This window comes from Micromonospora endolithica (assembly GCF_003626595.1).
Lineage (GTDB): Bacteria > Actinomycetota > Actinomycetes > Mycobacteriales > Micromonosporaceae > Micromonospora > Micromonospora endolithica.
In genome coordinates this window covers 38,370-64,526 of sequence record NZ_RBAK01000003.1, presented here as the reverse complement: position 1 = coordinate 64,526, position 26,157 = coordinate 38,370, and the positions used below count along the sequence as shown (strand labels likewise).

At 66.7% G+C, this 26,157-nt stretch carries 24 protein-coding genes and 1 pseudogene; 20 read left to right on the top strand and 5 right to left on the bottom strand.

Annotation, left to right across the window (positions count from 1 at the left end; all coding sequences use genetic code 11):
• Nucleotides 1–39 precede the first annotated feature (39 nt).
• The 3 genes from D7223_RS09425 to D7223_RS09415 are packed head-to-tail and all read left to right on the top strand — an operon-like array spanning nt 40 to nt 2,969.
• Entirely contained in the window at nt 40–1,395 is a 1,356-nt protein-coding gene (locus D7223_RS09425) for a 3-oxoacyl-ACP reductase (protein ID WP_120727252.1), read from the top strand.
• Nucleotides 1,395–2,279 carry a MaoC/PaaZ C-terminal domain-containing protein gene (locus D7223_RS09420; RefSeq protein ID WP_120728125.1) on the top strand — a complete coding sequence of 295 codons (885 nt, stop codon included), beginning with the start codon at nt 1,395–1,397 and terminating at the stop codon, nt 2,277–2,279. The genes D7223_RS09425 and D7223_RS09420 overlap by 1 nt, the downstream gene beginning before the upstream one ends.
• A 57-nt stretch (nt 2,280–2,336) precedes the next feature.
• Nucleotides 2,337–2,969, top strand: a complete 633-nt coding sequence (locus D7223_RS09415) for a DedA family protein (protein WP_120727250.1) — start codon at nt 2,337–2,339, stop codon at nt 2,967–2,969.
• A 76-nt stretch (nt 2,970–3,045) separates the two neighbouring features.
• On the opposite strand, the gene D7223_RS09410 is transcribed toward D7223_RS09415, so the two are convergent.
• On the bottom strand, nt 3,046–3,684 hold the full coding sequence (locus D7223_RS09410; RefSeq protein ID WP_186832299.1) for a TetR/AcrR family transcriptional regulator: 639 nt from the start codon (nt 3,682–3,684) through the stop codon (nt 3,046–3,048).
• Nucleotides 3,685–3,756: 72 nt separating this feature from the next.
• Between D7223_RS09410 and D7223_RS09405 the strand changes: the two genes are divergently transcribed.
• The 6 genes from D7223_RS09405 (at nt 3,757) to D7223_RS09380 (ending at nt 9,415) form a co-directional block, all read left to right on the top strand.
• Nucleotides 3,757–4,209: an SCP2 sterol-binding domain-containing protein gene (locus D7223_RS09405; RefSeq protein WP_120727245.1), complete on the top strand. Its 453-nt coding sequence runs from the start codon at nt 3,757–3,759 to the stop codon at nt 4,207–4,209.
• Between the two features lies 1 nt (nt 4,210).
• The gene (locus D7223_RS09400) at nt 4,211–5,425 is read left to right on the top strand and encodes an acyl-CoA dehydrogenase family protein (RefSeq protein WP_120727244.1); all 1,215 of its coding nucleotides are present in this window, start codon (nt 4,211–4,213) and stop codon (nt 5,423–5,425) included.
• A 65-nt stretch (nt 5,426–5,490) separates the two neighbouring features.
• On the top strand, nt 5,491–7,053 hold the full coding sequence (locus D7223_RS09395; RefSeq protein ID WP_120727242.1) for an AMP-binding protein: 1,563 nt from the start codon (nt 5,491–5,493) through the stop codon (nt 7,051–7,053).
• 77 nt (nt 7,054–7,130) lie between these two features.
• On the top strand, nt 7,131–7,634 hold the full coding sequence (locus D7223_RS09390) for an EndoU domain-containing protein (protein WP_238161774.1): 504 nt from the start codon (nt 7,131–7,133) through the stop codon (nt 7,632–7,634).
• Between the two features lie 13 nt (nt 7,635–7,647).
• Nucleotides 7,648–8,049: a hypothetical protein gene (locus D7223_RS09385; protein ID WP_120727240.1), complete on the top strand. Its 402-nt coding sequence runs from the start codon at nt 7,648–7,650 to the stop codon at nt 8,047–8,049.
• A 43-nt stretch (nt 8,050–8,092) separates the two neighbouring features.
• Nucleotides 8,093–9,415 carry an MFS transporter gene (locus D7223_RS09380; RefSeq protein WP_120727238.1) on the top strand — a complete coding sequence of 441 codons (1,323 nt, stop codon included), beginning with the start codon at nt 8,093–8,095 and terminating at the stop codon, nt 9,413–9,415.
• On the opposite strand, the gene D7223_RS09375 is transcribed toward D7223_RS09380, so the two are convergent.
• A complete protein-coding gene (locus D7223_RS09375; RefSeq protein ID WP_147252627.1) occupies nt 9,406–10,254 on the bottom strand; it encodes a hypothetical protein in 849 nt (282 codons plus the stop codon). The two genes, D7223_RS09380 and D7223_RS09375, sit on opposite strands and share 10 nt — an antisense overlap.
• A 628-nt stretch (nt 10,255–10,882) precedes the next feature.
• Here D7223_RS09375 and D7223_RS09365 point away from each other — a divergent pair.
• From D7223_RS09365 to D7223_RS09340, 7 genes and pseudogenes are all read left to right on the top strand, one after another.
• Nucleotides 10,883–11,332, top strand: coding sequence for a hypothetical protein (locus tag D7223_RS09365; RefSeq protein WP_120727234.1), 450 nt, complete (start codon nt 10,883–10,885; stop codon nt 11,330–11,332).
• Nucleotides 11,333–11,366: 34 nt separating this feature from the next.
• Entirely contained in the window at nt 11,367–12,032 is a 666-nt protein-coding gene (locus tag D7223_RS09360) for a hypothetical protein (RefSeq protein ID WP_120727232.1), read from the top strand.
• Nucleotides 12,033–12,422: 390 nt separating this feature from the next.
• Nucleotides 12,423–12,862: pseudogene (locus D7223_RS09355) on the top strand (transposase).
• 278 nt (nt 12,863–13,140) lie between these two features.
• On the top strand, nt 13,141–13,437 hold the full coding sequence (locus D7223_RS09350) for a transposase (protein ID WP_238161772.1): 297 nt from the start codon (nt 13,141–13,143) through the stop codon (nt 13,435–13,437).
• A gap of 437 nt (nt 13,438–13,874) precedes the next feature.
• Complete coding sequence (locus D7223_RS09345) at nt 13,875–17,114, top strand: DEAD/DEAH box helicase (protein WP_238161831.1); 3,240 nt, start codon at nt 13,875–13,877, stop codon at nt 17,112–17,114.
• An 89-nt stretch (nt 17,115–17,203) separates the two neighbouring features.
• Nucleotides 17,204–18,379: a hypothetical protein gene (locus D7223_RS32455; RefSeq protein WP_147252629.1), complete on the top strand. Its 1,176-nt coding sequence runs from the start codon at nt 17,204–17,206 to the stop codon at nt 18,377–18,379.
• The gene (locus D7223_RS09340; RefSeq protein WP_158610850.1) at nt 18,372–19,565 is read left to right on the top strand and encodes a phospholipase D-like domain-containing protein; all 1,194 of its coding nucleotides are present in this window, start codon (nt 18,372–18,374) and stop codon (nt 19,563–19,565) included. The genes D7223_RS32455 and D7223_RS09340 overlap by 8 nt, the downstream gene beginning before the upstream one ends.
• A 57-nt stretch (nt 19,566–19,622) precedes the next feature.
• On the opposite strand, the gene D7223_RS09335 is transcribed toward D7223_RS09340, so the two are convergent.
• On the bottom strand, nt 19,623–21,089 hold the full coding sequence (locus tag D7223_RS09335; RefSeq protein WP_147252630.1) for a TIGR02710 family CRISPR-associated CARF protein: 1,467 nt from the start codon (nt 21,087–21,089) through the stop codon (nt 19,623–19,625).
• Nucleotides 21,090–21,230: 141 nt separating this feature from the next.
• Between D7223_RS09335 and D7223_RS09330 the strand changes: the two genes are divergently transcribed.
• Nucleotides 21,231–21,728 carry a transposase gene (locus D7223_RS09330; protein WP_120727224.1) on the top strand — a complete coding sequence of 166 codons (498 nt, stop codon included), beginning with the start codon at nt 21,231–21,233 and terminating at the stop codon, nt 21,726–21,728.
• Between the two features lie 283 nt (nt 21,729–22,011).
• Complete coding sequence (locus D7223_RS09325; RefSeq protein ID WP_147442467.1) at nt 22,012–22,596, top strand: hypothetical protein; 585 nt, start codon at nt 22,012–22,014, stop codon at nt 22,594–22,596.
• Nucleotides 22,597–22,633: 37 nt separating this feature from the next.
• Here the strand turns inward: D7223_RS09325 and D7223_RS09320 are convergent, their stop codons facing one another.
• Together D7223_RS09320 and D7223_RS09315 are read right to left on the bottom strand one after the other, a co-directional pair.
• Nucleotides 22,634–23,563 carry an inositol monophosphatase family protein gene (locus tag D7223_RS09320; RefSeq protein WP_120727220.1) on the bottom strand — a complete coding sequence of 310 codons (930 nt, stop codon included), beginning with the start codon at nt 23,561–23,563 and terminating at the stop codon, nt 22,634–22,636.
• Between the two features lie 17 nt (nt 23,564–23,580).
• The gene (locus tag D7223_RS09315) at nt 23,581–24,603 is read right to left on the bottom strand and encodes a hypothetical protein (protein WP_120727218.1); all 1,023 of its coding nucleotides are present in this window, start codon (nt 24,601–24,603) and stop codon (nt 23,581–23,583) included.
• Nucleotides 24,604–25,207: 604 nt separating this feature from the next.
• Here D7223_RS09315 and D7223_RS32730 point away from each other — a divergent pair.
• Nucleotides 25,208–25,378 (top strand): hypothetical protein, encoded by a 171-nt coding sequence (locus D7223_RS32730; RefSeq protein ID WP_158610849.1) that lies wholly within the window; start codon nt 25,208–25,210, stop codon nt 25,376–25,378.
• A 128-nt stretch (nt 25,379–25,506) separates the two neighbouring features.
• Complete coding sequence (locus D7223_RS09310; RefSeq protein WP_120728119.1) at nt 25,507–26,127, top strand: GOLPH3/VPS74 family protein; 621 nt, start codon at nt 25,507–25,509, stop codon at nt 26,125–26,127.
• Nucleotides 26,128–26,157 lie beyond the last annotated feature (30 nt).

Genomic DNA, 26,157 nt, shown 5'->3' with positions numbered 1-26,157 from the left:
ACTGTTTGCCTCCACCTTACTCGCCAGTAGGCTACGCCCATGACCGACAGGTACGCGAGCTTCGTCCAATCGGGGGCCGGCCGCGCGCTGGTCAAGCGCCTCGGGCTGCCCGACCCGCCCCGCCTGCGCCGGCACGCTCCCGGCGACCCCCTGCTGCCCGGTCCCGCGCTGCTCGGCGCCGCCACCGGCGGGCGCCTCGCCGAGCAGGTCGGTGAGATCCTGACCGCCGCCGGGGTCGAGCTGCGCGATCCCGCCGGCGTCACCGGCGAGGAACGGTTCGGTGCCCTGGTGTACGACGCCACCGGCGTCACCGACTCCACCCAGCTCCGCCAGCTGTACGACTTCTTCCACCCGTACGCCCGCTCGGTGCTGCCCAGCGGCCGGGTGGTGGTGCTCGGCACCGCGCCGGACGACTGCGGCTCCCCCCGGGAGGCGACCGCCCAGCGGGGCCTGGAGGGGCTGACCCGCAGCATCGGCAAGGAGTTCGGCCGGGGGGTCACCGCGCAACTGGTGTACGTCACCCCGGCCGGCGACGCGGGCACCCGCACCAGCCTGGAGTCCACCCTGCGGTTCCTGCTCTCCGGCCGCTCCGCGTACGTCTCGGGGCAGGTCGTCCGGGTCGGCACCGGGCGGGCGGAGCCGCCGGCCGACTGGGACCGCCCGCTGGACGGGCAGGTCGTGCTGGTCACCGGCGCGGCGCGCGGGATCGGCGCGGCGCTGGCCCGGGTGCTCGCCCGGGACGGTGCCCAGGTGGTGGCGCTGGACGTGCCGAGCGCCGGGGACGAGCTGGCCGCGGTGGTCAACGAGATCGGCGCCGCGGCGGTGCAGCTCGACCTGACCGCACCGGACGCGCCGACCCGGCTCGCCGAGCACCTGGCGAGCCGGCACGGGCGGGTCGACGTGGTGGTGCACAACGCCGGCATCACCCGGGACAAGACCCTCGGCCGGATGGACGTCGACCGGTGGGACGCGGTGCTCGACATCAACCTCTCCAGCCAGGAACGGATCAACGACGTGCTGCTGGAACGGGACCTGATCCCGGCCGGCGGGCGGATCGTGTCGGTGTCCTCGATCGCCGGGATCGCCGGCAACCGGGGGCAGACCAACTACGCCACCAGCAAGGCCGGCGTGATCGGGCTGGTCGAGTCGCTCGCCCCGGCGCTGCGCGACCGGCAGGTCAGCGTCAACGCGGTCGCGCCCGGCTTCATCGAGACCCGGCTGACCGCCCGCATCCCGTTGGGGCTGCGCGAGGCCGGCCGGCGGATGAACAGCCTGTCCCAGGGCGGCCTGCCGGTGGACGTGGCGGAGACGATCGGCTGGCTCGCCTGGCCGGCGTCCGGCGCGGTCAGCGGCAACGTCGTACGGGTCTGCGGCCAGAGCCTGCTGGGGGCGTGATGACCGACCAGTCCGCCCCCGTCCGGACCCGCGTCGACCTGCCCCGGATGCCCGCGTCCGGGCCGCTCTACCGGAAGGCGCTGCTCGGCGCGCTGCCCGGCCTCGGCGGTCGGCGAGCCGCCGAGGCTCCCGCGCTGGAACTGGCCACCACCGGCGTCACCGTCGACCGGGCGCACCTGGCCGACTACGACCGGGTGTGCGGGTTCCCGCTGACCGACCGGCTGCCGGCGACGTACCCGCACATCATGGGCTTCCCGCTGTCGCTGCGGCTGATGACCACGGCCGGGTTTCCGATCCCGTTGACCGGCGTGGTGCACGTCGGCAACCGGATCACCGTGTGCCGCCCGATCCGGGCCGACGAGACGATCGACTTCCACACGTACGCGGAGAACCTGCGCCCGCACGACCGGGGCCGGCAGATCGACGTGGTGCTCGTCGGCACGGTCGCCGGGGAGGAGGTGTGGCGCGGCGTCTCGACGTACCTCGGCAAGGAGCGCACGCCCGGCGGCGGCGAGCGGCGCGACCGGGGTGAGCGACCCGCGCCGCCGGCCGCCTCGGCCCGGTGGCGGGTCGAGCCCCGCGTCGGCACCGACTACGCGCGGGTCTCCGGCGACCACAACCCGATCCACACCTCCCGGTTGGGCGCCCGGCTGCTCGGCTTCCCCCGGCCCATCGCGCACGGCATGTGGAGCAAGGCCCGCTGCCTGGCGGCGCTGGACAACCGGCTGCCCGAGGCTTACACGGTCGACGTCGCGTTCAAGCTGCCGGTGCCGCTGCCCAGCACGGTGGCGTTCAGCACGACCCCGACCATGGACTTCGCCCTGCACGACACCAAGGGCCGCCCGCACCTCGCCGGCTCAGTGCAAGGAAGGGCCCCTTATTAACGCCTATTGTCGAGGAAGGGCCCCTTCTTAACAGGCGGGGCCCGGAGCATGAGGGGCATGGAGTCCGTGCTCGACCTGCTCCGGCAGATGGTCGCCTCACCGTGGGTGTACCTGTTGATCTTCGGGCTCACCGCGCTCGACGCGTTCTTCCCGGTCGTACCGGGCGAGGCGGCCGTGATCACCGCCGCCGTGCTGGCCACCGGCGGCAACCCCGATCTGGTGTGGGTGATCGCGGCCGCCGCCGTGGGCGCGCTCGCCGGGGACCACATCTCGTACGCGATCGGACGCGGCGGGGGCGCGCACCGGCTGGCCAAGCTGCCCGCCGACAGTCGCCGCCGGGCCGGCTCGGACTGGGCCCGCCGGGCGGTGGACCGGCGTGGCGGGCTGATCCTGACCACCTCCCGGTACGTCCCCGGCGGCCGGACGGCGGTCACGCTGACCATGGGTGCGGTCCGGTATCCGCTGCGGAATTTCCTGCTGTTCGACGGGATCGCGGCGCTGAGCTGGGCGCTCTACTGCGGGCTGCTCGGCCACTTCGGCGGGCTGGCCTTCGAACGCGACCCGATCCGGGGAATCCTGGCCGGGGTCGGCCTGTCGGTGGCGATCACCCTGCTGCTGGAGGCGGTCCGCTGGCTCCGCCACCGCGCGAAGCGCCGCGCCGCCGCACGAAAAGCCGCCGTCGACTCCTGAGCGCCGCCGATCCGGTGCGGCGGCGCGTTAAAAAGGGGCCCTTCCTCTACCGGAGGCGTTAATAAGGGGCCCTTCCTTACACCGCGGGTGGGCGCCAGGTTTCGCCGTGCAGGAGCTGGGCGGCGCCTTGCCAGGCGACGTTCATCATCCGGGTGGCGGTCTTCTCCGGGTCGGCCTCCGGGTGATCGGCGAGCCAGTCGGCGAGCGACTCCGTCGCGCCGACCAGGGCGTACGCGACGACCTCCAGGTCGGTCTCGCCCACCTGGCGCCCCTCGGTGCGCAGCGCGTGGTCGAGCATCCCGGCGACCACCTCGACCAGCCGGGCCCGCATGGCGGCGAGTTCCCCGGCGAACGGCTGCTCGCCGCGGGCCTGCCGGTAGAGGACCGCCCAGCCGTCCCGGTGTGCCCCGACGAAGCCGAAGAAGGCCCGCAGCCCGCGCCAGAGTCGGACGTCCGCGGGCAGGTCGGGGGCGGCGGCCCCGGCGATGGCGTGCATCATCCGGGTGCCCTCACGGTGCAGGCAGGCGACGAAGAGTTCCTCCTTGGTGCCCAGGTACGCGTAGACCATGGGCTTGGAGATGCCGGCGTCCTCGGCGATCTCGTCCATGCTGGCCGCGTGGAAGCCGCGCCGGGAGAAGACCTTGACCGCCGCGTCGAGCATCTGCTGCTCGCGTACGGCCCGGGGGAGGCGGCGGAAGGTGGGCGCGCTGGACACCCTTGCGAGCATACCTACTCGTGCGTAGGGTTACGCGCGAGTAGCCAAGAATCCCCCGGAAGGTGCGCCACCATGACTGACTTCGACCCGGCCAACTTCGCCAACGTCGGCCCCAAGGAGTTCGCGCAGCTGGTCAAGTCCACCCCCGACGACAAGATCGCCGAGGTGATGGCCGGCGAGCAGCGCGGCAAGATCCTCAGCGAGGTCTTCGGCCGGATGCCGCAGCTCTTCCGCGCCGACCGGGCCGGCTCGACCAACGCCGTCATCCACTGGAACATCACCGGTCGTCCCGACGGCGGCACCGACACCTACGAGGTCGTCATCGAGAACGGCACCTGCACGGTCAACGAGGGCGCCACCCGGGACCCCAAGCTCAGCCTCACCATGGGCCCGGTCGAGTTCCTGAAGATCGTCTCCGGTGGCGCCAACCCGGTGATGATGTTCATGACCGGCAAGCTCAAGGCAAAGGGCGACCTGGGCCTGGCCGCCAACATCGCCAACCTGTTCGACATCCCCAAGGCCTGACATGGCCGAGTTCTCGCTCGACCTGAACGAGGAACAGCGGGATCTACGCGACTGGGTGCACGGCTTCGCCGCCGAGGTCGTGCGCCCGGCCGCGGCCGAGTGGGACGCGCGGGAAGAGACTCCCTGGCCGGTGATCCAGGAGGCCGCCAAGGTCGGCCTCTACGGCTTCGAGTTCCTCGCCACCTGCTGGGCCGACCCGACCGGCCTCTCCCTGCCGATCGCCAGCGAGGAACTCTTCTGGGGTGACGCCGGCATCGGCCTGTCCATCTTCGGCACCTCCCTCGCGGTCGCCGCGATCTACGGCGCGGGCACCCCCGACCAGATGGTCGAGTGGGTTCCGCAGTGCTTCGGCGACGCCGCCGACCCCGCCGTCGCCGCGTTCTGCACCAGCGAACCCGAGGCCGGCTCCGACGTCGGCGCGATGCGGACCCGCGCGGTCTACCACGAGGCCACCGACGAGTGGGTGCTGAGCGGTCAGAAGGCGTACGCCACCAACGGCGGCATCGCCGGCGTGCACGTGGTCACCGCCTCGGTCGAGCCGTCGCTGGGCTCCCGTGGGCAGGCCGCGTTCGTCGTACCGCCGGGGACCGCCGGACTGACCGCGACCCGCAAGCTGCGCAAGCTGGGTCTGCGCGCGTCGCACACCGCCGACGTCTTCCTCGACGACGTACGGGTACCCGGACGCTGCCTGCTCGGCGGCAAGGAGGCCCTGGACGAGCGGCTGGCCCGGGCCCGGTCCGGGCAGCGCGCCTCCGGCCAGGCGGCGATGCGGACCTTCGAGCTGTCCCGGCCCACCGTCGGCGCGCAGGCGCTCGGCGTGGCCCGGGCCGCCTACGAGTACGCGCTGGACTACGCGAAGGAGCGGGTCCAGTTCGGCCGGCCGATCATCACCAACCAGGCGATCGCCTTCACGCTGGCCGACATGCGGATGGAGATCGACGCGGCCCGGCTGCTGGTGTGGCGGGCCTCGTGGATGGGCCGCAACAACCGGCCGTTCACCGCCGGTGAGGGCTCGATGTCCAAGCTCAAGGCCGGCGAGGTGGCGGTCTCGGTCACCGGGAAGGCGGTGCAGATGCTCGGCGGGGCCGGCTTCCTGCGCGACCACCCGGTCGAGCGGTGGTACCGGGACGCGAAGATCTACACCATCTTCGAGGGCACCTCCGAGATCCAGCGCCTGGTCATCTCGCGCGCCATCTCCGGCGTCCAGATCCGCTGAGTCGCGCCCGCCGATCCGTTCGGCGGGCGCGCACCCGCGATTACCGGGCAGAGGAGGCCCGCCGCATGGACCTGCCGTTCGTCGCCGCCACCCTGACCCGGCGTGGGTTGCTCACCCCGGGCAATCCGGTCCGGATCGCGGCCCAACTCGGCGCCCTGCGCCGCTGGGGGTGGGGTCTCGCCGGCGAACTGCGCCAGGCCGCCGCCCGCGAGCCGGACCGCCCGGCGATCATCGACGAGGACGGTCACGAGCTGGCGTACGCCGAACTGCTGGACCGGGCCGAGCGGCTGGCGCGGTCGCTGCGCACGGCCGTCGGAGTCCGCGCCGGCGACCGGATCGGCGTGCTCTGCCGCAACCACCACGGGCTGATCGAGACGATCGTCGCCGCCACCCTGCTCGGCGCGGACGCGGTGCTGATGAACTCCGGACTCTCCGGGGCCCAACTGGCGACCGTGGCCGGGGAGCAGCGGCTACGGGTGCTGGTGCACGACACCGAGTTCGCCGACCGGGTGACCGGGCTCCCCGCCGACCTGCACCGCCTCGACGAGCAGGCCCGCGAGGACCTGGTCACCGGCGCCTCGCGGGGCGAGCTGCGACCGCCGGAGCGCGCCGCCCGGATCATCGTGCTCACCTCCGGCACCACCGGCGCCCCCAAGGGTGCCCGCCGCCCGACCCCGGCGGGATTCGGCCCGCTGGTGTCCATCATCGACCGCATTCCCCTGCACGCCCGCGACCGGGTGCTGATCGCGGCACCGCTCTTCCACACCTGGGGATTCGCCGCCCTCCAGGTGTGCCTCGCGCTGCGCGCCACGATCGTGCTGCACCGGCGCTTCGACCCGACCGCCACGCTCACCGCGCTCGGCGCGCACCGCTGCGACGCGCTGTTCGCCGTACCTGTGATGCTGCAACGCCTGCTCGAACACCCGGCGCCCGACCCGCGGCCGCCGCTGAAGGTCGTCGCGGTCAGCGGCTCCGCGCTGCCCGGCAGCCTGGCGTCGGCCTTCATGGACACCTACGGCGACGTGCTCTACAACCTGTACGGCTCGACGGAGGTCTCCTGGGCGTCCATCGCCGCCCCGGCCGACCTGCGGACCGCACCCACCACGGCCGGACGTCCCCCGCACGGCACCCGGGTGGCGATCCTCGACGACGCCGGCCTGCCGGTGCCGAGCGGACGGGTCGGCCGGATCTTCGTCGGCAACGAGATGCTCTTCGAGGGCTACACCTCCGGCGCCGGCCGGGAACGCCGCGACGGCCTGCTGGACACCGGCGACCTGGGCCGGATGAACGCCGACGGGCTGCTCTTCGTCGACGGCCGCGCCGACGACATGATCGTCTCCGGTGGCGAGAACGTGTTCCCCGCCGAGGTGGAGAACCTGCTCGCCGAGCTGCCCCAGGTCCGCGAGGTGGCGGTGATCGGCGTACCCGACCCGGAGTACGGGCAGCGGCTGGCCGCCTTCCTCGCCCTGCACCGGGGTGAGACCCTCGACGAGGAGGCGGTCCGCGAGTACGTCCGGCACCACCTGGCCCGCTTCTCGGTGCCGCGCGACGTGGTCTTCGTGAAGTACCTGCCGCGCAACGCCACCGGCAAGGTCCTCACCCGCGAGCTGCGCCGGCACCACGGCTGACCGGCCCGGGGCACCGGGGTTGGCGCCGCGCGCCTAGGATCGAGCGGCGACGATCACCCGGCCGGGGAGGACCGACGGTGGCCACACGCGTGAGTCAGCGCAAGAGCAGCGGAAAGCTCGTCCGCGCGGCCCTGCGCTACCTGCGCAAGCAGGACGGCCGGGCCGCCAAGCGGGCCCGCGCCGAGCGGATGACCCCGGAGCGGCTGCGACACACCTTCCAGGGCGAGACCCACACCCGCAAGGGCTACCACTACCGCCCCGGCGGCCAGGACTTCGAGAACCGCCGGATCGGGCAGGTGCTGCGCCGCGACAACACCACCGGGGTGTACGAGGCCAAGGTCGAGTTCTACAAGGACCCACCCGGGCAGTGGATGCCCAAGGTCGGTCAGGGACGCAGCACGTTCTTCCCCGACGACTGGACCCCGGGCCAGGTCGACGCGGCCGTGACCAGCGCGTTCAAGGATCCCGCCACCCAGCGGCTGCCGGATGGATCCTGGCTGGGTGAGGCCAACGGCGTGCCGATCATGGGGTACTACGATCTGAACACCGGTGCCCTCAAGCACGGGTTCCCGTACCTCTGAGCAGGGAGAGCACGTGCACCCGCTGAGCTTCTACACCGACCCGAAGGGCTTCCCCCGGTACGAGTCCACGGACGACCGGTGGGTGCCCGTCGGGGTGTGGTTCATGATGGAGCTGCGCAACTCCCCCTACCAGTGCCTCGACCTGCTGGCGATCGTCGATGACGTGGTCAGCGGACGTGAGGCGCGCACCCAGTGGGAGGGCGAGGCCTTCGACGTCGTGATCACCGCCGCCCGCGTCTCGGTGGTCAACACGATTCTGGACAACCAGCGCGGCGAGTACGCACTCGACGAGGTACGGGCGGCGGCGGAGGACTACTGGCGGTACCTGTCCGGGTCGCCTCGGGTGGCCGCCGACCTCAAGGACTGGGAGAAGACCTGGTCGCGGACCCACCCGTACCGGGGGCGGCTGTTCTGATCCACCCCCCGGCGCCCCCCGGCGGGCCTACGCTGGGGGTGCCATGACCGCCGCCGGCCGCCGCCGTACACCGCTCGTGTTGTTGGAAACGGCGACGTTGCTCTCCGGTACCGGCAACGGGGTGGCCGTCGTGGCCCTTCCCTGGCTGGTGCTGGAACGGACCGGCAGCGCCACCGCCGCCGGGGTGGTCGCCGCCGCCACCGCGCTGCCCCTGCTGCTCTCCAGCCTCGTCTCCGGCACCGTCGTGGACCTGATCGGCCGGCGGCGTACCGCGCTGGTGTCCGACGCCCTGTCCGCCCTCTCCGTGGCGGCGATCCCGGCGGTGGACGCCCTGCTCGGGTTGAACCTCGGCTGGATCGTGGCGCTCGCCGTGCTGGGCGCCGTGTTCGACCCGGCCGGGCTGACCGCCCGCGAGACGCTGCTCCCCGCCGCCGCGCACGCCGCCGGCTGGCGCATCGAACGCGCCAACGGCGTGCACGAGGCGATCTTCGGGCTCGCCTTCCTCGTCGGACCGGGCGTCGGCGGCCTGCTCATCGCCGCCATCGGCCCCGTCTCCACGCTCTGGGTCACCGCCGCCGGCTTCACCCTGGCGGTGCTGCTGATCGCGGCCGTCCGGCTACCCGGCTCCGGTCGACCCGAACGACCGCCGAGCGGCCTGTGGCGAGGCACCGCCGAGGGGCTCCGCTTCGTCTGGCGGGACCCGCTGCTGCGTACCCTCGCGCTGGTCACCATGGTGCTCGTCGCGCTGTACCTGCCGGTGGAGGGGGTGCTGCTGCCGGTGTGGTTCGTCGAGCAGGGCCAACCGGCCCGGCTCGGCACGATCCTGATGGCGATGAGCGCCGGCGTGGTGGTCGGCGCGCTCGCCTCCGGCGTCGCCGGTCGGCTGGTCCGCCGCCGTACCCTGCTGGCGGTCGCCCTGGTGGTCACCGGCGGCGCGCTGCTCGGCCTGGCGTTCCTGCCCGCCTACCCGGTCATGCTGGTCTTCTCGGTGCTGGTCGGACTCGCGTACGGGCCGGTGAACCCGCTGACCAACTACGCCATGCAGACCCGCACCCCGGAGCGCCTGCGCGGACGGGTGGTCGGCGTGATGACTTCGTTCTCGTACGCCGCCGGTCCGGCCGGTTACCTGCTGGCCGGGCCGCTGGTGGAGTGGCTGGGAGTGCGGACCGCTTTCCTGGTGCTGGCCGGGGCGCTGCTGGCGGCCACGGTGGTCGCCGCGCCGCTGCCGGTGCTGCGGGCCCTGGACCAACCACCCCGCTATCCGCCCGCCCCGTCCGGCGGACCCTCGGGCCGGACCGAGGGGCCGGTGCCCCTCGGCGAGCAGTGGATCCCCTCGGCACACCGCGATCCCCCGGTTCAGGGATAGAGCGTCAAGCCGGCGGTACGACCGATGGTGACCATCTGCGCCGTGGTCAGCAGCAACTCCTCGGCGGTCCGGGTGGTGACGTGCTCGTTCCCGTCCCGGGTCACCCGCCCGTTACTGGCCATGAGCTGCACCACCGTGCCGTCCGGCCGGAACACGGACACCGTCGCCTGCACCACGCCCTCGCCGAGCGGGGTACTGCTCACCACCGCGACCGAGCCGTCGGGCTGGTCAAGTACCTCGCAGGTCCGCTCGTCCGGCGCGTACGCGCAGCTCGCCTCGTCCGAGGCCGGGCTCGCGTCGACAGTCACCATGAACCAGCCGGAGGACGTCCCTCGCTGCAAGTCGCCTACCGCCTCGTAGTGTCGGTATCTCGGGTGGTACTGGAACTGGGGCCGACTGCAGCTCGGCTGCACGGACTCCACCACGATGTCGTCCGGCAGTTCGGCCTCCAGCACCGCACCGAGCACGGCGCTCAACCGAGCGGCGGCCGTCGTGGGCGGCTCGGTCGGGCGGTCCCGCACCGTGTCGTGTGACTGCAGCGGCGGCTCAGGACCGGTGGGCTTCGGCGTGACACCCGTGCAGAGGCCCGGCGCGGCAGTCGCCGTCGAGACCGACCTTGGCGGACCGACGGCCGACGGGCCCGGTCCGTTCCCCTCACCGGCCAGGATCGCGGGCGTCACCAGCACCGCCGCGACCGCAGCCGCCACCCCGGTGCCGGCGAACGTCCAGGCCCGGTGGCGTCGCCGCCGAGCGTCACCGGAGATCAGTTCCTCCACGTCGATACGGGTCGGCGGTGGTGTGGCGACGGCGGCTCGCATCCGCCGGGACAGATCATCCATGGGTACGCGCCTCCTCAACGATGCTCGGCCGGCCGACCAGATGACCCCGCAGCGTCTCGATCGCCCGCGCCGACTGGCTCTTCACGGTAGTCAAGCGTCGTAAGAAGCCGCAGTGGAGCCTCTCCACGATCCAGGGGGCACCATCCTCGCCGGCACAGGGACCGGGCGCAGATTGGCGATCGAGGACAACGGGTACGCCTACCACTGGGATGGCGCTCGGCACAGCCGGTCTCGCCGCACGGGGTTACCGCGACTCGGAAATTTGGTAAACGACCGGATGACTCGCCAGAGGCCTTGAACGCCGAACTAAGTCCGGCGATGGAGGGCGCGGAGCGCTCCCGTCCACATAAGCCTCTGACCTGCGCGTCCATCGACCGGCTTGCTCGGCCGCGAAAATGATCACATGGCGGAGTCGGGGGTGCACCACGGAGTAACTCGCAGTTCTGGAATGATTCCAGATGAGTCGGGGGCTTTACCTCTCGTTCATCTCCGAGGCGCGGGAACGCTCCCAGGTCGTCGGGGCACCCACCAGCAGGGCAGACGGCCCCGGAACCTCCGGTTCGCGCGCCGAGGCTGGCACCAACGCGGACGGGTGTCCCCGTCGCACTCCTGCATTACTGTCCGGGCCATGATGGAGGACACCTGGGAGAGCCGAGAGCTCCCGGTCCTGCGCGCGATCGTGGAGATCTCTGACGAGGGCGTGAGGGACATGGACTCGCGGGATGTCGCCAAGCGTGTAGGCCTCGACCTAGAAACCACCCTGGTCGCCCTGTTTGCTCTCGCTGGTGAGCGCCCACCGCTCTTCAAGTACGAAGACGCGAGCGATTTTGACGGACGCGACATGTGCCTGATCCGCGAACCAAGCGGGCATGCTCGCAGGACAGTTGGCACCTGGCCTACCCCGGAGACCTTGGCCGACCGCTTGGTCCAAGCCATGCAGCAGGCGGCTGACCAGGAGCCGGACGAGGAGAAGCGCGGATGGCTGCGCAAGACCGCAGACTGGCTCGGTTCCGCTGGCCGGGACATCGCCGTGGACGTGGCGGGAACTGCCCTTGCCAAGACCGTCGGAGCGGGCTAGGCCAAGGATGAAGAGAAGTGAGCGCTACAAGCAGATGGCGCAGGATGTCGCCAACTTCCGCGACGCCTACCAGTCTGTGTTGTCCCACATGGAGCCCGTGCGGGAGTACATGAGCAACTCGATCATGGCGTTTCGGCCGAAGGAGACGGAGAAGGCAAAGGCCGCAACAGCCTCTCAGAGGACGTCGCAACTGGCCGGCAGAGCCAAGCGCGCGCAGTTGCAGTCCGGGATTTCGCGAACCTTCGTGGTGCCGAACGTCGGCATGCCGATCGACCCCATTACAGCCTGGGACCATTCGCTCCGTGATGTAGAGGCCATGCCGCCTCAACAGGTCGTCAACACCTGCGACCTGATAATCGGTGCGCTGGAGGAGAAGGCCGAGAGGGCGGATGCCACGGACCGAACCCTAGTGGGCAAGTTGGCAGCAATGGCGGCACTTCCCGCTCGGGTGCGATCGATTGTCGTGGAGGACCATCCCGGCCTCGGCAAGGTCGGCTTTGCGACCGGAGTCGTCGCTCAGATCGTGGTGACGGTCGTGGGTGGCCTCATCCTTGCGGGTGCGACGGCTGGCGTGGCGGCGCTGTGGAAGAACGCGGTGCAATCCTCGCCAGCGCCGACCTCGTCGCCAACCGTCGCACCATCTACCGCAACGCCTGGCAGCCCGCCAGTCAGCACGACCCCTGCCCCCACGTCAAAATGACGAGCGGGGCGCTGGCTCACCAGCCGCCGCTTGACCCGTATACCGCCGGTTCGGGTTCGCACGCCAGGCGTACCGCTTCGCGTTCGGCCCGTGCCTGGCGCTCGTAGGTCGTGGGGAAGCGCGAGTCGTGTTCGCCGGCGTACAGCGGCTCCGCTCGCCGCCCTGCGGCTGCGGCAGGTGTTCTGTGTCCATGGACGTTGGTGACGCGTCAGGGATGTTGAAAGGGTGAGGACCTCCCGGGTAGGTGTTCTGGGAGCCTGGGTACCAGTGGGTTGCCTGCGTTACCCGCTGCGACAGGCAGCACACCCTCGTAGCGCGACCTTTCTCCGCGCAGGCCCTCGCTGTGCAGCGGACATGTGACCGGATTGTCCGCCCTCGAGCGGCCTTCGGATCCGTGCCCTCGACGCAGAACTAGCCGCCAACCACACCGCGCTGCACGAAGCTGTCACCGCGAAAGCGCCACAACTGCTCGCCCTGCCAGGTGTCGGCGCCGTCGTCGCCGCCACCGTTCTGCTGGCCTGGTCCCACCCTGGCCGCGTCCGCTCCGAAGCCGCGTTCGCTGCCTTGGCCGGCGCGTCACCGCTACCGGCCTCTCAGGCAACACCACCCGCTACCGGCTCAACCGCGGCGGCGACCAACGCCTCAACCGAGCGCTCTACACCGTCGCGCTGGTCCGCATGGGCCACGACCCTCGCACCCGCGACTACGTAACCCGCCGCCCCCGCGAAGGACGCACCAAACGCGAGATCATGCGCAGCCTCGAGCGCTACATCAGCCGGCAACTCTTCCGGACCCTGAACGGCGCCTACTCAGCGACCAGCACCACTTGACAGCTATAGAAGCAGCTCATTGAACATCATTCCACGAGCCGACGACTGCCCCAAGGGCAACCAGCCCACCCTGTTCGCCCAGCTCAAAGCCCTGCCCTGGGCGCAGACCCCGGCAGGGGACCGCGCCCGCGACACCCGATACGGCCGTCGTGAAACCCGCACCGTCAAAGCCATCACCGTGCACGCCCCCAGCGGTATCGTTCCCCACGCCCAACAGGCCATCCGAATCACCCGCACCACCAGCGCAAAAGACCAGCCGCCAGACCGCGTACCCGATCGTGTCCCCGCCCGCCAACGAAGCCCAACCCGCCGACCTACAGGACTGGGCCCACCGCGAATGGCGAATCGAGAACAAGATCCACTACATCCGAGATGTCACGTTCCGTGAAAATCTCCACCAAGCCTGCACCCGCGCCGGCACCGAACCCACCGTCAAAACCACCCTGCGCAACAGCGCGATCAGCTGCAGCCGCATCGACGGCGAGGCCAACATCGCCCGCGCAACCCGCCGCGCCAACCGCCGCCCACACGACCTCATCACCGCCGTAACCAGCAGCAACCCAACAACGCAATGACCCTGATGCGGTGGTGTACGCGACCGTGGGTGGACGACGCCGCTCCGCCAACCTTCAAGCGCGGAGTAGGAACAGTTCGGCAAGTCCAGGGTCCGCGACACATCCGCCGTCCAATCGAGTGGCCGTCGGAAGCCACGACCGCTCAACTCCCAGCCAATCGCCTAGGTCAGACCGGACTTACCATCGATACATGCAGATTAAGGAGCGTTCTTACCTGAAGCTGACGTGCATAATGGGCCAGAAGATGAAGCAGGAGGTCCGTCGATGGCAAGCTTCTCGGTCGCTCGCAACGCGGTTCGCCAGACGGCCGCACCTCCGACAACGGCGGGCCGCCGCATAACGCGCAGGAGGAGGGCCCTGCATTCACGTCTCGAAACGTGCCGTCGGCGGCACCGGTATGCACCAGGCGTCAGTAGGTCCCCTGTCCAGTGACCGAGATGCAAATTCCCATCGCGTGGCTTGATGACGAGTGCGTCGAGCGCAACCCTGAGGCATTCGCGCGATGCGATGCGGAGAAGGCGACAATTCGCTTCACCGTCTTGCGGCACGTCTTGGACAAGGCAGGCGTCAGCGCTCACGAGATCGAGGCCGACCTGATGGACGGGATGACGCTCACACATAGAGAGCAAGGCAGTGCTTTCATCGCGACCGGCTCCCAGTTTCGGCTCATTGTTGTCCCGTCAACTGGCCGTGATGGGTCCACGGAAATAGCAAAAGTAGTCGACGTCCAGTTCTCAATCGTCGCCCGGCGCAGCTTGTTGGTCCGGCCGGATTCAGTAACGCTCGAGAGACCACAGCGCGACGACGCACCGTGTGACCTCCCTGACCTTGTGGAAAAATTCGCAAGAGCGAGGTCAATCCTCCGCAGGCGGGAGAGCATTCGTGGTACGAGCCGTCGGCGGTTAGCTAAGGAAAAACGCACGCCGCCAGGCAGAAGTTTCAGGAGGGACGCTAAACGCGAGCTTGCCACCATCTCGGCCTTGCTCCAGGTATTACGGGTGCGCGCTGCGACGACTGGAGAGATATCTGAGGAAGGCGTGGTCGCGGGCAGCCACGTAGGAAACGCGGTCGTCCAGGTTCAAGCCAATTCGCGCCTGTTCGATCACTCAAGAGTCACGCTCACGCTAGGGGATCAAGTCACTCTACGGTGCCGGGTTGACGAAGCCGGCTCCAACAAGGACCGTGGAGTCCTGCTACTTCGACTACCCCGCAGTGTCGTTCTCGAACGAGGGCTCAACGTAACCGCCGAGGCTGTGCCTCGTTTCTCGATGCTTGCCAATGCGGCCGCAGTTCGCCGTTTCACCGCGGAGAACATAGATGGATCATGGGACGACCTGGCACTTCTCCTACTACGGCCCGAAGGACTGTCAAACATACAGCGAACAGAGATTGGTCAATTCCACCTGGAATGCGGAGCCGGTCCGGACGATTTTCGTTTCAACGATGAACAGAGAGAAGCAGTTGCTGGTGCGGTCAACGCCCCACACGCCTTTCTTATCAAGGGCCCTCCCGGCACCGGCAAGACCTGCGTTATTACCGAGAGCGTGTTACAGCTCGTCGAACGAGGCGAGCGTGTCTTACTGGTCGCTCCTATGCACGTGGCCCTGGATGAGGTCCTCCAGAGACTTAGCAATGAGCCGAGCATCTTTCCTATCCGTATCGCGTGGGATGAGTCGAGGGTTCGCCAGGACCTGCAGCGATTCATGCCGGAGCATCTGTCAGCGACCTACCTGCGGCGCGCAAGGACAATTGATCAGTCCAGAGCGAAAGAGTGGCGCGATGAAATCGAGGAGCTAGTTTCTCTGCGCGAAGCGATCACTGAGTTCCGGCTGTACCGAAGTCAGCGGTCCCTTTTCGAGCAAACCCTGGCAGACGGCACCGGCGCCCTGGAGCGTCTGGAGAGGGAGTACGAGAGTCAGGTCTCAGAAATAAACAAATCTGAGTCATCTGACGTTAAGACGGTTCGTGAGTCCGAAGAATCGCTAGAACGCCTTCACTCAAAGCTAGCCGACGTAAAGCGAAGGGGCACTCGTCCTGCTGGTCCTGGCGTGATGGCTCAACTTAGCGAGATTGGCGAACTGAGAACCAAGTCAAAGAGACTTGAGCGAATCATCCAAGCAACAGAGTCCAGGATCGAAGCGATATCTCTGCGGCAGGCCGAGCGCTCCGAGCAGTTGATGGAAGGCGCGGCCCGCTATGCAGGCGAACGCGAGCGTCTCGCCGAGCAATACATGAGGGCGCAGGACCAGCTGGCCGAGGCGCGAGTACGAGAGGTCCTAGCCGCCGACCGTCTCGTCCATCTTGTCGGGCACGAAATCAATAGCATTGCAGATCACGCTTGGGAGGCGCGCGAGCAGGAACTCGCCGACCGGGCGGCCGTGCTCAAGAAGTTCATAGAGTTGGAAGCCCGCTGGTTTGAGGCTAGCGGGCAGACTCAGGGTAAGAGTCGAGCTGAATCACGTGACGAGTTTCAGCTCCAGATTCGGCAGTCGGCGAACGTTTTGTTCGCGACACCGGGCGGAGCGGCCTCACTTGACGATGTCGACTTCGACACGCTTATTGTTGATGAGGCGAGCCGAGTCATCGACCTTGAGTTTCTTATCGGCGCCAACCAGTCAAAACGATGGATTATCGTGGGCGACGAGCATCAACTCCCACCATATCTAGACCCGAAGGACGAGCTCCACTTTCTGGCGTTGGCGGCGATCCGTCTCGTCAAGGCAGGATGCGCCATCGACCTTGAGGAGGCAGTGAGCAGGCTTGCGACGCAGTGGTATGAGGACGACGAGACCAGAGAATTCCGGCGGGACTCTGTCCTCGCGGCGACGGAAGAACTGCGCAAATCACCGAATTGGTCGGTCCATGAGAAAACTTTCGATGATCTTCTGCGCTTGATCGGCCGGAAGAAAAAGAGTCCGGAACGGCAGGTGATAAGGCTTGTTCGCAAGCATCTGACGAAGAGCTTGTTCGAGCGGTGTATCACCACAGTGCCGGACGGGCTTGTCGCCAAGCTGAACACACAGCGGCGAATGATCGAGCCTATTGCGAGCTTGGTCAACGAGCCGATTTACGGTGGCGGACTCCTCTCGCCCCCTCCGGGGGCGGCCGGTCCACAGCCGTTCGTGCTGCCGGCGTTCGGTGCTCCGGTTGTCTTCATGGATACCGCGGCACATCAGCGTGCTTACGACGAGTTCGACGACGGCGGCTTCACCAACGCCCTAGAGGTGGACTGGGTTTGGCGCGTTTGCTCGAATATCGAGCGGGAGTTGCAAGCGACTAACGAAACGCTCTCTGTGAGCGTCCTGACCTTTTACAAAAAGCAAGCCCGCCTCATCCGCGACCGAATCGAGTACCCCCACTCGCCGGCCTTCGCCAGGGTTGGCTTCGATGTGGTCGGCGTCATCGACAGCATTCAGGGCCAGCAGAGCGACTTGGTGATCGTCAGTTTTTGCAGAGCTAAACAGGGGAGGCCCGGTCCGAACTACGGGCGCTGGCTACAGGACACGCGCCGGCTCAACGTAGCACTCACGCGCGCTCGCCGCGGCCTCATCATGGTCGGGCACCGGCCCACCCTCGAAGGTCTACGGTCTGTGCCGGAAGCCACGAAGTTCTACAGGCATCTCTTTAGCACGCTGGAAAGTCGCAAGGACGTGATGACTATCGTGAAGGACACCTGATGACGCCACGTCGCTCAGTGGAAGTCCGGCGTTCGGCGCGAGGCAGCCACGGGCCGGGTGACAACGCGCTCCACATTTACGGAGCCGCGTTGCGGATCGCATTCTGGCCCGATGTAGAGGTCAGGAAGCTCAACAGTTCGAGGCTGACCAAGCTCGAATTGTTCGTTCTGGAATGCGCAACAGAACTTGAGACGTTCAGTACCGCGCAGTTCGAGGCCATCACCGGTTTGCCATCCGAGTTGCTGCACGCGCTTTGCCGTAGGCTGATTAGGGGCGGGGCCGTCGTAAGACGCGATACTGAATACTTTGCAACGAGTACGGCACGCCAAACTCTTGAAAGGGGACAGACTTACGATGCGGTCGAGGGCTCTCAATCATATATCTATTTGCCCGACTCAGACGAGGTCGTAGCCCTGTCGAAACAAGATGCGAAGGCGTTCTCGAAGCTCGACGATCGAGGCCGATACGTCGTCGCGACAGTTCCCGTCCCGCGAGAATTGGCGGGCGTGAAGAGGTCAGACCTTCTGGAAGAGCACATCCGGCTCGGCCGCATCCGCGGCGCCGACTCTGGCGTCGTCGGACTTACAGAGCGGGTAACCACTCCTGATCCACCTCTGTTCGCCGACGGCACTTGTCTCGCGTATCAGTGCGACGCGGTCCTTCGAACCACCCATGAAAGCACCGAACTGTCCCTTATGTTCCGCTCGAAACCTCCTCGGCGTTCGAACGGTCAGGCACGATCCGAGCCGGTCCACATCTCAATCCAGGGCCAGACCAACCTCGGTGATTCATGGAAGCAGTTGGCGGATGTGCTGGGAACGACAACGTATCGGCGAGCACTGTGGCACGCCTTGACCTCGTCAACATCGACGCCTCCACGTGGCTTGCCCACACGGTGCTCAATAGATACCTGGCAGCTCGACATCGATGGTTTATCGGCGTCGGAAGTGGCGGCCCGTCAGAACCTCGCTTCGGAAGCCGCCTTGGAGGTGGCCGCCGATGACTGCACCGTTTCTCTGTCAATGTCGTTCCGCCCAACAGACCCACGCGCTGAGCGTCTCTTCACGCGCGACAAGGCAATAGCCAAAGCGCAGGCCGAGGACTCGGTCAATCCGATTCTCCGTTTCCTTGACGAGAGCAGGCCACGGCAACGACACGTTCCGCAGTTGACGACAATCGACGACATGCTAAGCCGAGTGTGGTCGCTGGGACACTTCACGCTCGCATATGCACTCACCGAGCCAACGGACATCCCGCGTGACTAGGCCGATAAAGGTCGGCGAGGTCGATCCAAGCACAGGCACCTTTCAGAAAGGGCAGTTGTCGAGCGTGCCAATACGGGCGGAATCATGCGATGACGCCGGACAGCAAGTTGTCTTCTCCTATCGGGGATCAGAACCCAATATACGCGACACCGTTGTCGAACTGATCGACTCCGCTCGCGAGAAGGTCTTCATCGCAAGTTTCCGTTTGGGCGAGGACGACCTCCTGCGGTCCCTTCTGGACGCTGTCGACCGGCTGAGGGGCCGCGTTTATGTCATCACGGCATGGAACGATCGTTCCCTCGCCCGAGGTCTAGCTGAGCTTGATCTCGTTTCCCTCGAAGACACCGAGGCGGACGACAGCGGCTCAATAGAGGCTCAGAAGAAGCGGTTCCATAGGCTCACCAAGGCGGGAATCTATGTTCGCGGCCATGTTGATTGTCACGCCAAGTTCGTAGTTGTCGACGACAGGCGCGCGCTGATCGGGAGCGCCAACCTGGAGACAAGTGCCCTCACCGGCACGGTCAACCGGCCGGTGACAGGCGAGTTGGGCGTGCTTATCCACGACCAGGCGCGCATACTCGAGGCTAGCCGCTTCTTCGCCCGGCTGTGGCATGAAAGCAGCGAGGAAGCCCGGCCAGGCTTCGCGTATGCCTTGAGGCAACGTAAGCCCGTTCTACCGCTCCCTCAACTGCCGGCCGTTCAGATCAATGCGACCGGCTCGATCATCTGGACCCACAGCAACCGCAGCTTGATCGCCGAGACGATTCGGCACATTATCAGTTCTGCGGAATCGAAATTGGACCTCGCCACCTTCAGCATCGCTGGGATCGCCGACGAACCATACTGGGTGCTAGATCCTCTAAAGTCTGCGCTCGACCGTGGTGTGCGAGTTCGGCTACTCGTTCGTGGTCGTACCTTCCCTGCACACATGCAAGAACTAGACAACCTTGCCTCCGTCGGCGTCGAGATCTACGGCGATTCACTGACACACGCCAAAGCCGTCATCGCGGACGGGCGACAAGGCGCTATTTTCTCAGCGAACCTCGACATGCGGCTCGGACTTCTTGGTAGCGTAGAGGCAGGAGTGCTTCTCCCGGTCGGTAGCAGTGCGGTCACTGACGCTCAACGATTCTTGGACCACTCGATTGACCATTCTGACATGACGTACACTGCTGCACCGGGTTGAGGGTGAAAGGCGGTCGGAGGTCTGGAACCGGCACCTTGAGAGTTGCCGCTTTCTCGCCTATTCCTCCTTAGCCATTGAGTCGCCGCTCTCTGGCGGAATAACAAAGGCCAGGTGTTTTCTCAGGTCATCGAGGTCTTCCGCCGGCCGATGTAGCTCCCAAATCGTCTTGAGGTAGAAGAAGGCGCGTCTCCCGAGATTCTCGGACGATTCAACGTCGATCGGCTTGAAGCCGTGGGCCAAGACTGATTTGTTCCGCGCCGCTGTCAGGTCGGCCAAGTTGCGGATCGCCCTTTGGTTTGTCAATCCCGCCCGTTTTGCGAAATCGTCGTCCGTGCACGCGAGCAGTCTCGCTGCCGCGACGAGGCTTACCTTGGACGGCAAGCCGGAGTCGTCGTCGGGAGATCCGATAGACAAAGCAGCGTAGCCACTCTCGATGTCATCGCCGAGCAATGTGTAGTCCGGCGAGTCACAGAGAAATCCTCGGTGGGTCTCCTCAAGGCGCCAAGCTAGGCAGCCTTCGATCGTCCGGTAGTAGAGTAATGCCGCGAAGTCATTCCGCCCGAGGCGTGAATAGTGGCCACCGAGGATATGAAGTCCCAGGATCAAGTTGAGGCGGCTCTCTGGCGAGTCGTCCAGCCGCCGCAAGAAGGCGACTTGTTGCCGGATCCTGGATGTGATTGCCGGCGACAGCGGCTCCCTGTAGCTGTTGAGCAAGTCCTCCACGCGGTCGGCGAGCGCGGGGAGGTCGGCCAACGCCAGGTCACACCACGCCTTATACAGATCGCTCACTGCCTTCCAGAATCTGGCTACGCTTGGGCTGGCCAGCCGGTCGCTCAGATCCTGGTATCTCTTGCTCGCGATGTCGAATGCGCCAGCTCGTAGAAGTTCCGCAGCGCGGACCATCTCCTGGTCGCCGAAGATGCTGATGGGGTTGTCCAACAGAAGAAGTCGTTGAGTCTCGGGCCGGATGTGTCCCGTTGCAGGGTCCGGCTCGACATCGACGTAGCACAGTTCCAGATCGAGCTGCCACGCGGCGAGCGCTGCGGCGGCGCTCATGACTTTGTTGCCGCCGGTGATATTGAGGATCACGCGATCACGGGAAATGTCAGAACGTGAGAGGAAGTCTTTGATGATTTGGTACACAACCCGTGGATCTGTGGCGTCTACGTGGTTATGGAAGAACTCGGAATGCCTCAGGCGACCCGGACCGACCACGTAGTCGCCGATTACATTGACAGCCTCCTCGCCCCTGCCAGAGTGGATCACCAAAAGTCGACGTGGCCGTAATACGTCGTGGGCGACCACTGTGGACATCGGTGAGCGACCTGTAATGCTGATGAGCACCAGGTCCGTTCCATCGAGCTTGACATCGGAGTTGCGGCGGACGGCTTCCGCTATCAAGCCACGCAGGTGATCGAGGGCATATGCGTCAGCGGCGTCCACGGGACTCGGGTGATCGCCGTACTCTTCCTCACGCGCGAGTATCCGACCGCGGCGTGAAAGTCCTGACTCGAGTGTCTCCACCCGAACACAGTAACTTGCGCCGGTAGGAGCCAGCGGTCGTATATCGGCGGCCGTTGTGGCAGGGGGTGGCGCGATCTCGAGCGACCGATCAAGGTGGCCGCCTGCAGGCTCGTGGGGACCTGGACTGGTCCAGGGCGGTGATTGACTCGATCCAGTTACAAGCTGAGAAGGGGGCGATCTGACCGGGCCGAGCCCGGTCGACCGTGGCAAGCCCGGCAGCAAGATCCATGCGATGGTCGAGCGTGGCGGCCTGCCGCTGAACACCGCCATCTCCGCAGCGAACATGCCGGACGCGGCGGTGCTGCTGCCACTGCTGGACGGTCTGCCAGCGGTCGCGGGCCGTTCGGCCGCCCGCGCCGCCGACCCGACAGGCTGCACGCCGACAAGGCTTACGACCACAGAGCACTGCGGGCTGAGGTCCGCTGGCGCGGCATCACCGTGCGGATCGCCCGCAAGAAGATCGAGTCTTTACAACGCCTCGGCCGCCACCGCTGGGTCATCGAGCGCACCATGCCATGGCTGATGCGCTACCGGCGCCTGATACACCGCTACGACCGCCACGCCGACCACTTCGCCCCGTTCACCACCATCGCCTGCGCCCTCATCTTCTACCGCAAACTCGTCAAGCACGCCAAATGAGACACGGTCTAAGCGCGTGCCGAGTGAACACCGGCAGTGTCGTGCGGCAGTGAACGTGCGCCGCGCGGCCTACGGGCGCGACGGTAGTGGCCGCCAAAAGGGGCTGAGGTCGATCCCGGCGGCAGGCAGACGGCGCGCGAGATGGGCGTAAGTCGCGTTGGACAATAGCCACTGCGGCGTTGCACGAATCTGCGCCACACCCCGACCATAGGCAGCCGGCATCGTCAGGCTTACCAGTTGGGCCGCTGGTTCAGCGGCGATGCCCGCCCTCAGCCTCACCGGCATGACCCTCGGGCTGATCACCGGATGGGCACTCGCCGCGACGATGGCACGGCGGGTTCGTCCCGCACATCCCACACACCGGGCCAACGTGACCGCACTGACCGCCGTCACCGCACTCGCCCTGGCGTTCCCTGTCATCGCCCTGTACGGCAACCTCGTACGCGTGCTCCGCCCGCCCGACGACAACAGCGGTCCGGTGGCCACCGTGCACAGCGCCCTCCAACCGGGTGCGTACTGGGACGCCGCTCCCACCTGGCTGCTGCTTCCCGCTCTCACCGTCGCCGGTGGCCTGCTCGCCGCTGTCACACTGGTTCTCACCGGCCGGTCGCGTCCCCTGCGCGCTACCCAGCCCGACGGGGTCACCGCATCCGACGGTGATCATTGGGAAAGGGCTGTAGGCGCGGTCGAGGCATCGATCGAAGCAGCCCGGACCGACCGCGACGCGGCCCAGCGACTGCTGTTCCTGTCCGCCTATCCGGACTGGACCCTCGCCTCGCTGGACCGGATGCGCGACCAGCTGATCAACGTCGGTGTACCCGCCGACTTTCTGTCAACCACGGAGCCGTCTGGGCCGCACCGGCCCTGACCTGCAATTTGCGTTCGGGCGGGTCAGGATAGCTGGGTCAGGCATCGATGTAGTGGAGAATCTCATCGGCTAGCGCACGGCTGCCTGTGGCAACGAACTTCTGCCTTCGATCCATAGCGTCGGCGATGTCAATTAGCGATGCCAGCCCGTAGTCGAGTGGGATAGGTTGACCTTCGAGGTCCAGCACCGTTCCGCCGGCGGCGTGGAGGATGTAGTGACCCGGTGCGAGGTCCCAGATGGCGAAGCCTTTAGCGAACTCAAGGACGCCTTCGGTGAATCCTGCCGCGACGTGGCAGAGGCTGACTGAGCCGAAGTCGACGCCGATCCTTCCCCTGCTTTTGCCGTCTGCGTCAGGTTGGTCGAGTGCAGTCATGAGTCGGTGCTGTCGGCTGAGGGGGAGGAGCCGCTCGGCCGGTCGCATGAGGAAATTGGTGAGGAGGGACTCTGATAGACGTTTCGGCTCTCTCTGGAGGAGTGCCCGTCCCTGGCCGTCGGCCGTGAAGGCGTAGGCGCGGTCGTTTCCATCGTCGTCTTGAGCGGCTACGTAGAGCCGGACGTGGTGGTAGATGTCGCCCACTACCGACACGATGGGTCGTGCGAGCGCGCGGGAGTAGATCATGACATGGGTGTAACCCAAAAGTCCCCGCACTGCTAGCTCGCTGGTGTCGAGCGGGTCAACGAGAACGCACAGGTCGGGATCGGCTTCATCACCGACGACTTGCGGCTCGGCCTCCTCGGAGGCATAGACGAAAGACTTCAGATGCCTGCTCATCAGCTCGCGGTACCGCTCGTGCGACCACATGTCATGTACCGACAGGAAGTTGTCCGCGTGTCGCAGGTTCTCGCTTTCCCCTGCCTTGCCGGTGAAGGCCGCTTCAAGCAGCTTGGGTCGGATCTCCAGCATGATCGTATCCACGACCTCTGCGGTTTGCCGAGCAAGATCGGGCAATTCAGCCTTGTAGTCCATCGCGTCTCCTGACGTCATTATCGCAGTTCAAGTGGCGGTTCGATGCCGGGCGGGCTCATCGTCGCGGCGATGAACACGGCCGAAAAGTCGGCTGCTCGCATGATCTGAGCACCAGTCAGCTCGTCGAAGCTGGCCACTTCAAGATCTGAGCCTTTGGTCATCGCTCCGAACACGGCGAAGTAGAGCGATGCGTTGGGATATCGGCGACGGATCTCGCTCGCCAAGAAGCCCACGACGTCGGCGTGCTTGACCTCGAAATCGCAGATAAGTATCGTCGGTGCCTCGTCTGCTTCGGGATAGAAGGAGGTGGAGGCAAGGGCGATACTGTCTCGCACCTTGTTGCAGCGCAGATAGCCGATGGCGCAGCGCGAGAACTGGGCTGAGGCGAGGAAGGTGGCCATGACCAGGCCCGCCTCGTTCACCCCGAAGCAAATGTCGACATCGAGTCGCCTACCGACGTTCTTGATTTGCCTAATCAGGCGCTCGACTCCGAAGCCGAAGGTCTCCCAGGTCAGGTCGAGGAGGTTGCCGGGGCGAGGATTCGGTAACGAGAAGGCGCAAATCTCGGGATTTCCGAAGTCGACGGTGGGCACGGTCAGGTTGAAGTCGGGCCCGACGATGTTCGAGCCTGCCGGCAGCCTGGTTGCTAGGTCAACCGTGGTAGCGCCGCCTGGGCCTTGACTCGGATGGCTGCTCCTCGCCGAAAGCGTCTTCAGCGAGATTTGATCTTCCGGCGCTAGTCGCTCATACGCTTCCGCAACGAGGTCGCTCGGCGATATGTCTTCGTCGGTAACTCCAAGTGGTCCCCGGCTGTAGGCGGTGGCAAGGATGAGCAGGCTGGAGAAGGGTGGCGGGGAGCCTGAACCGCGCGTGCGTGCCCACGTCTCCCAGGCGTTGATCGTCGTCCCTCCAAGGCTGGTCTGGTGTTCGGCGACCTCGTTATAGCGCACGGCGGCTTGGTCCTGCGAGAGTCCGGCTGCGTACCGGTACGCCTGGATGCTTGGGACGTCGGGGTTTCGACTCATCAGCTCTGCGGCCACGGCCTTGACGGATCCCAACTCCTGCCATAGCTGCTTGCCGAGTCGGGCGAGCTCTCGCCCACGCGCCTGTGGGCTGGGGTGCCGACGGGCGGATGCGGTCGATCCCATGCTGCCTCTCAACGGTGTACAGGCGCCGCGCGCTGACATCGACGCCGATGCTGCGGATCACCTTACCCATCCTGATGGGCATTCGTCGTGCCCGAATGCATAGTGGCTGCTCAGCGTTACCCATGGATCCGTTGATGTACGGCCCGTCATCGAGGTGTAACCAGTCCGCATGCCTGCGATGGTCTTGGTATCGCCATGCCGCCAACGATCGCCTGGCGTGAGCCCGGGCTGCTTTTGGGCGCGCCCGACTTCACGGCCATCTGGCGCAGGGCGTGTGTTAGTGTGTTAGCAAGATCGTACAACGAGCGGAGAATCCATGTCAGTCAGCAGTCTCGCCCGATTCAGGGCCGGCGGCAGCGACCGGCCTGATGATTCCGGCCTTTACCAACTCAAGGGCCTGCTGGTGTGCGATGGATGCGATCTGCATCTGACGCCCCTGGACCTTGTTGATGGTGGCCGCGGCTACCGCAGCGCCTGCGGATGTCGCCTGTGGCCTGTGGACGCTGCGGTAGTCGAGGCACTCGCCAGGAATGCGGTAGAGCGGCGGGACCGGCGGCAGGTCGCTGACGTTCCGGTCAACGGGCTGCGCCCGGTGTTCAAGCGGCTGCTCTGCCAGGTGCGGGTCAGCGCTCTGGAGCAGGAGTTGACGTTCGTATGGCGCACCTAGATTCCCCGCTCGTCGTCGCTGCCAGTGAGGGCGCGGCGGCGAGCGGGGCCGACCGGACGGGTTCGCACGGGACGGCGAAAGCCGTTGGCAGGCATGCGGTGAGAGGCGGGTCAGCGGTGACGTGGCCGATGTTGGCCGATGACTTCTTCCGGCTGTGTCACCACGACTCCAGCGGTCGCCCGTTGCTGCACCCGCGAGTGGCCGGGATCGGGCTCGCGGCGGCTCTGCTCGGGGAGCTGGCCTTCACCGCGAGGATCGCTGTCGAGCACGGGTGCGTGCGAGTAACCGACCGTACGTCGCCGAGTGACGCGGTGGCGCACAAAGTCCTCGATCATCTCCTCGGCGAGGCGGGGGTGCTGCCGATCCGCACCTGGCTGGCGTTCCTGGGCTGCTCCGCCTACGAGGACGTGGCGCAGCGGATGACCCGGGCGCGGCATCTCCGACCGGAGGAGAGCCGCCGCCTGCTGCGCCGCACCGTCACCTACGTGCCGACCGACATCAACGTCGCCGCATGGCCGGCAGCCCGCCTGTCGACCAGGCTGCGCCACCACGAGCCCCTCACGGATGAGGACGTCTTCCTCGCCGGGCTGACCCGCGCCACGGACCTGCACCTGCGCCTGTTGGACGGCGCACCCCGCGCGGCATTCGAGTTTCTAACCCTTCAGGTCGAGGCGGCATGGCGCGGCACCCAGGAGCTGCTGCATCACACCCAGGCCGCTGTCGGTGACGGCGTCCTCAGCGCCCACTGAACTCCTTCCCCAACCCCTCTCCGCAAGGAC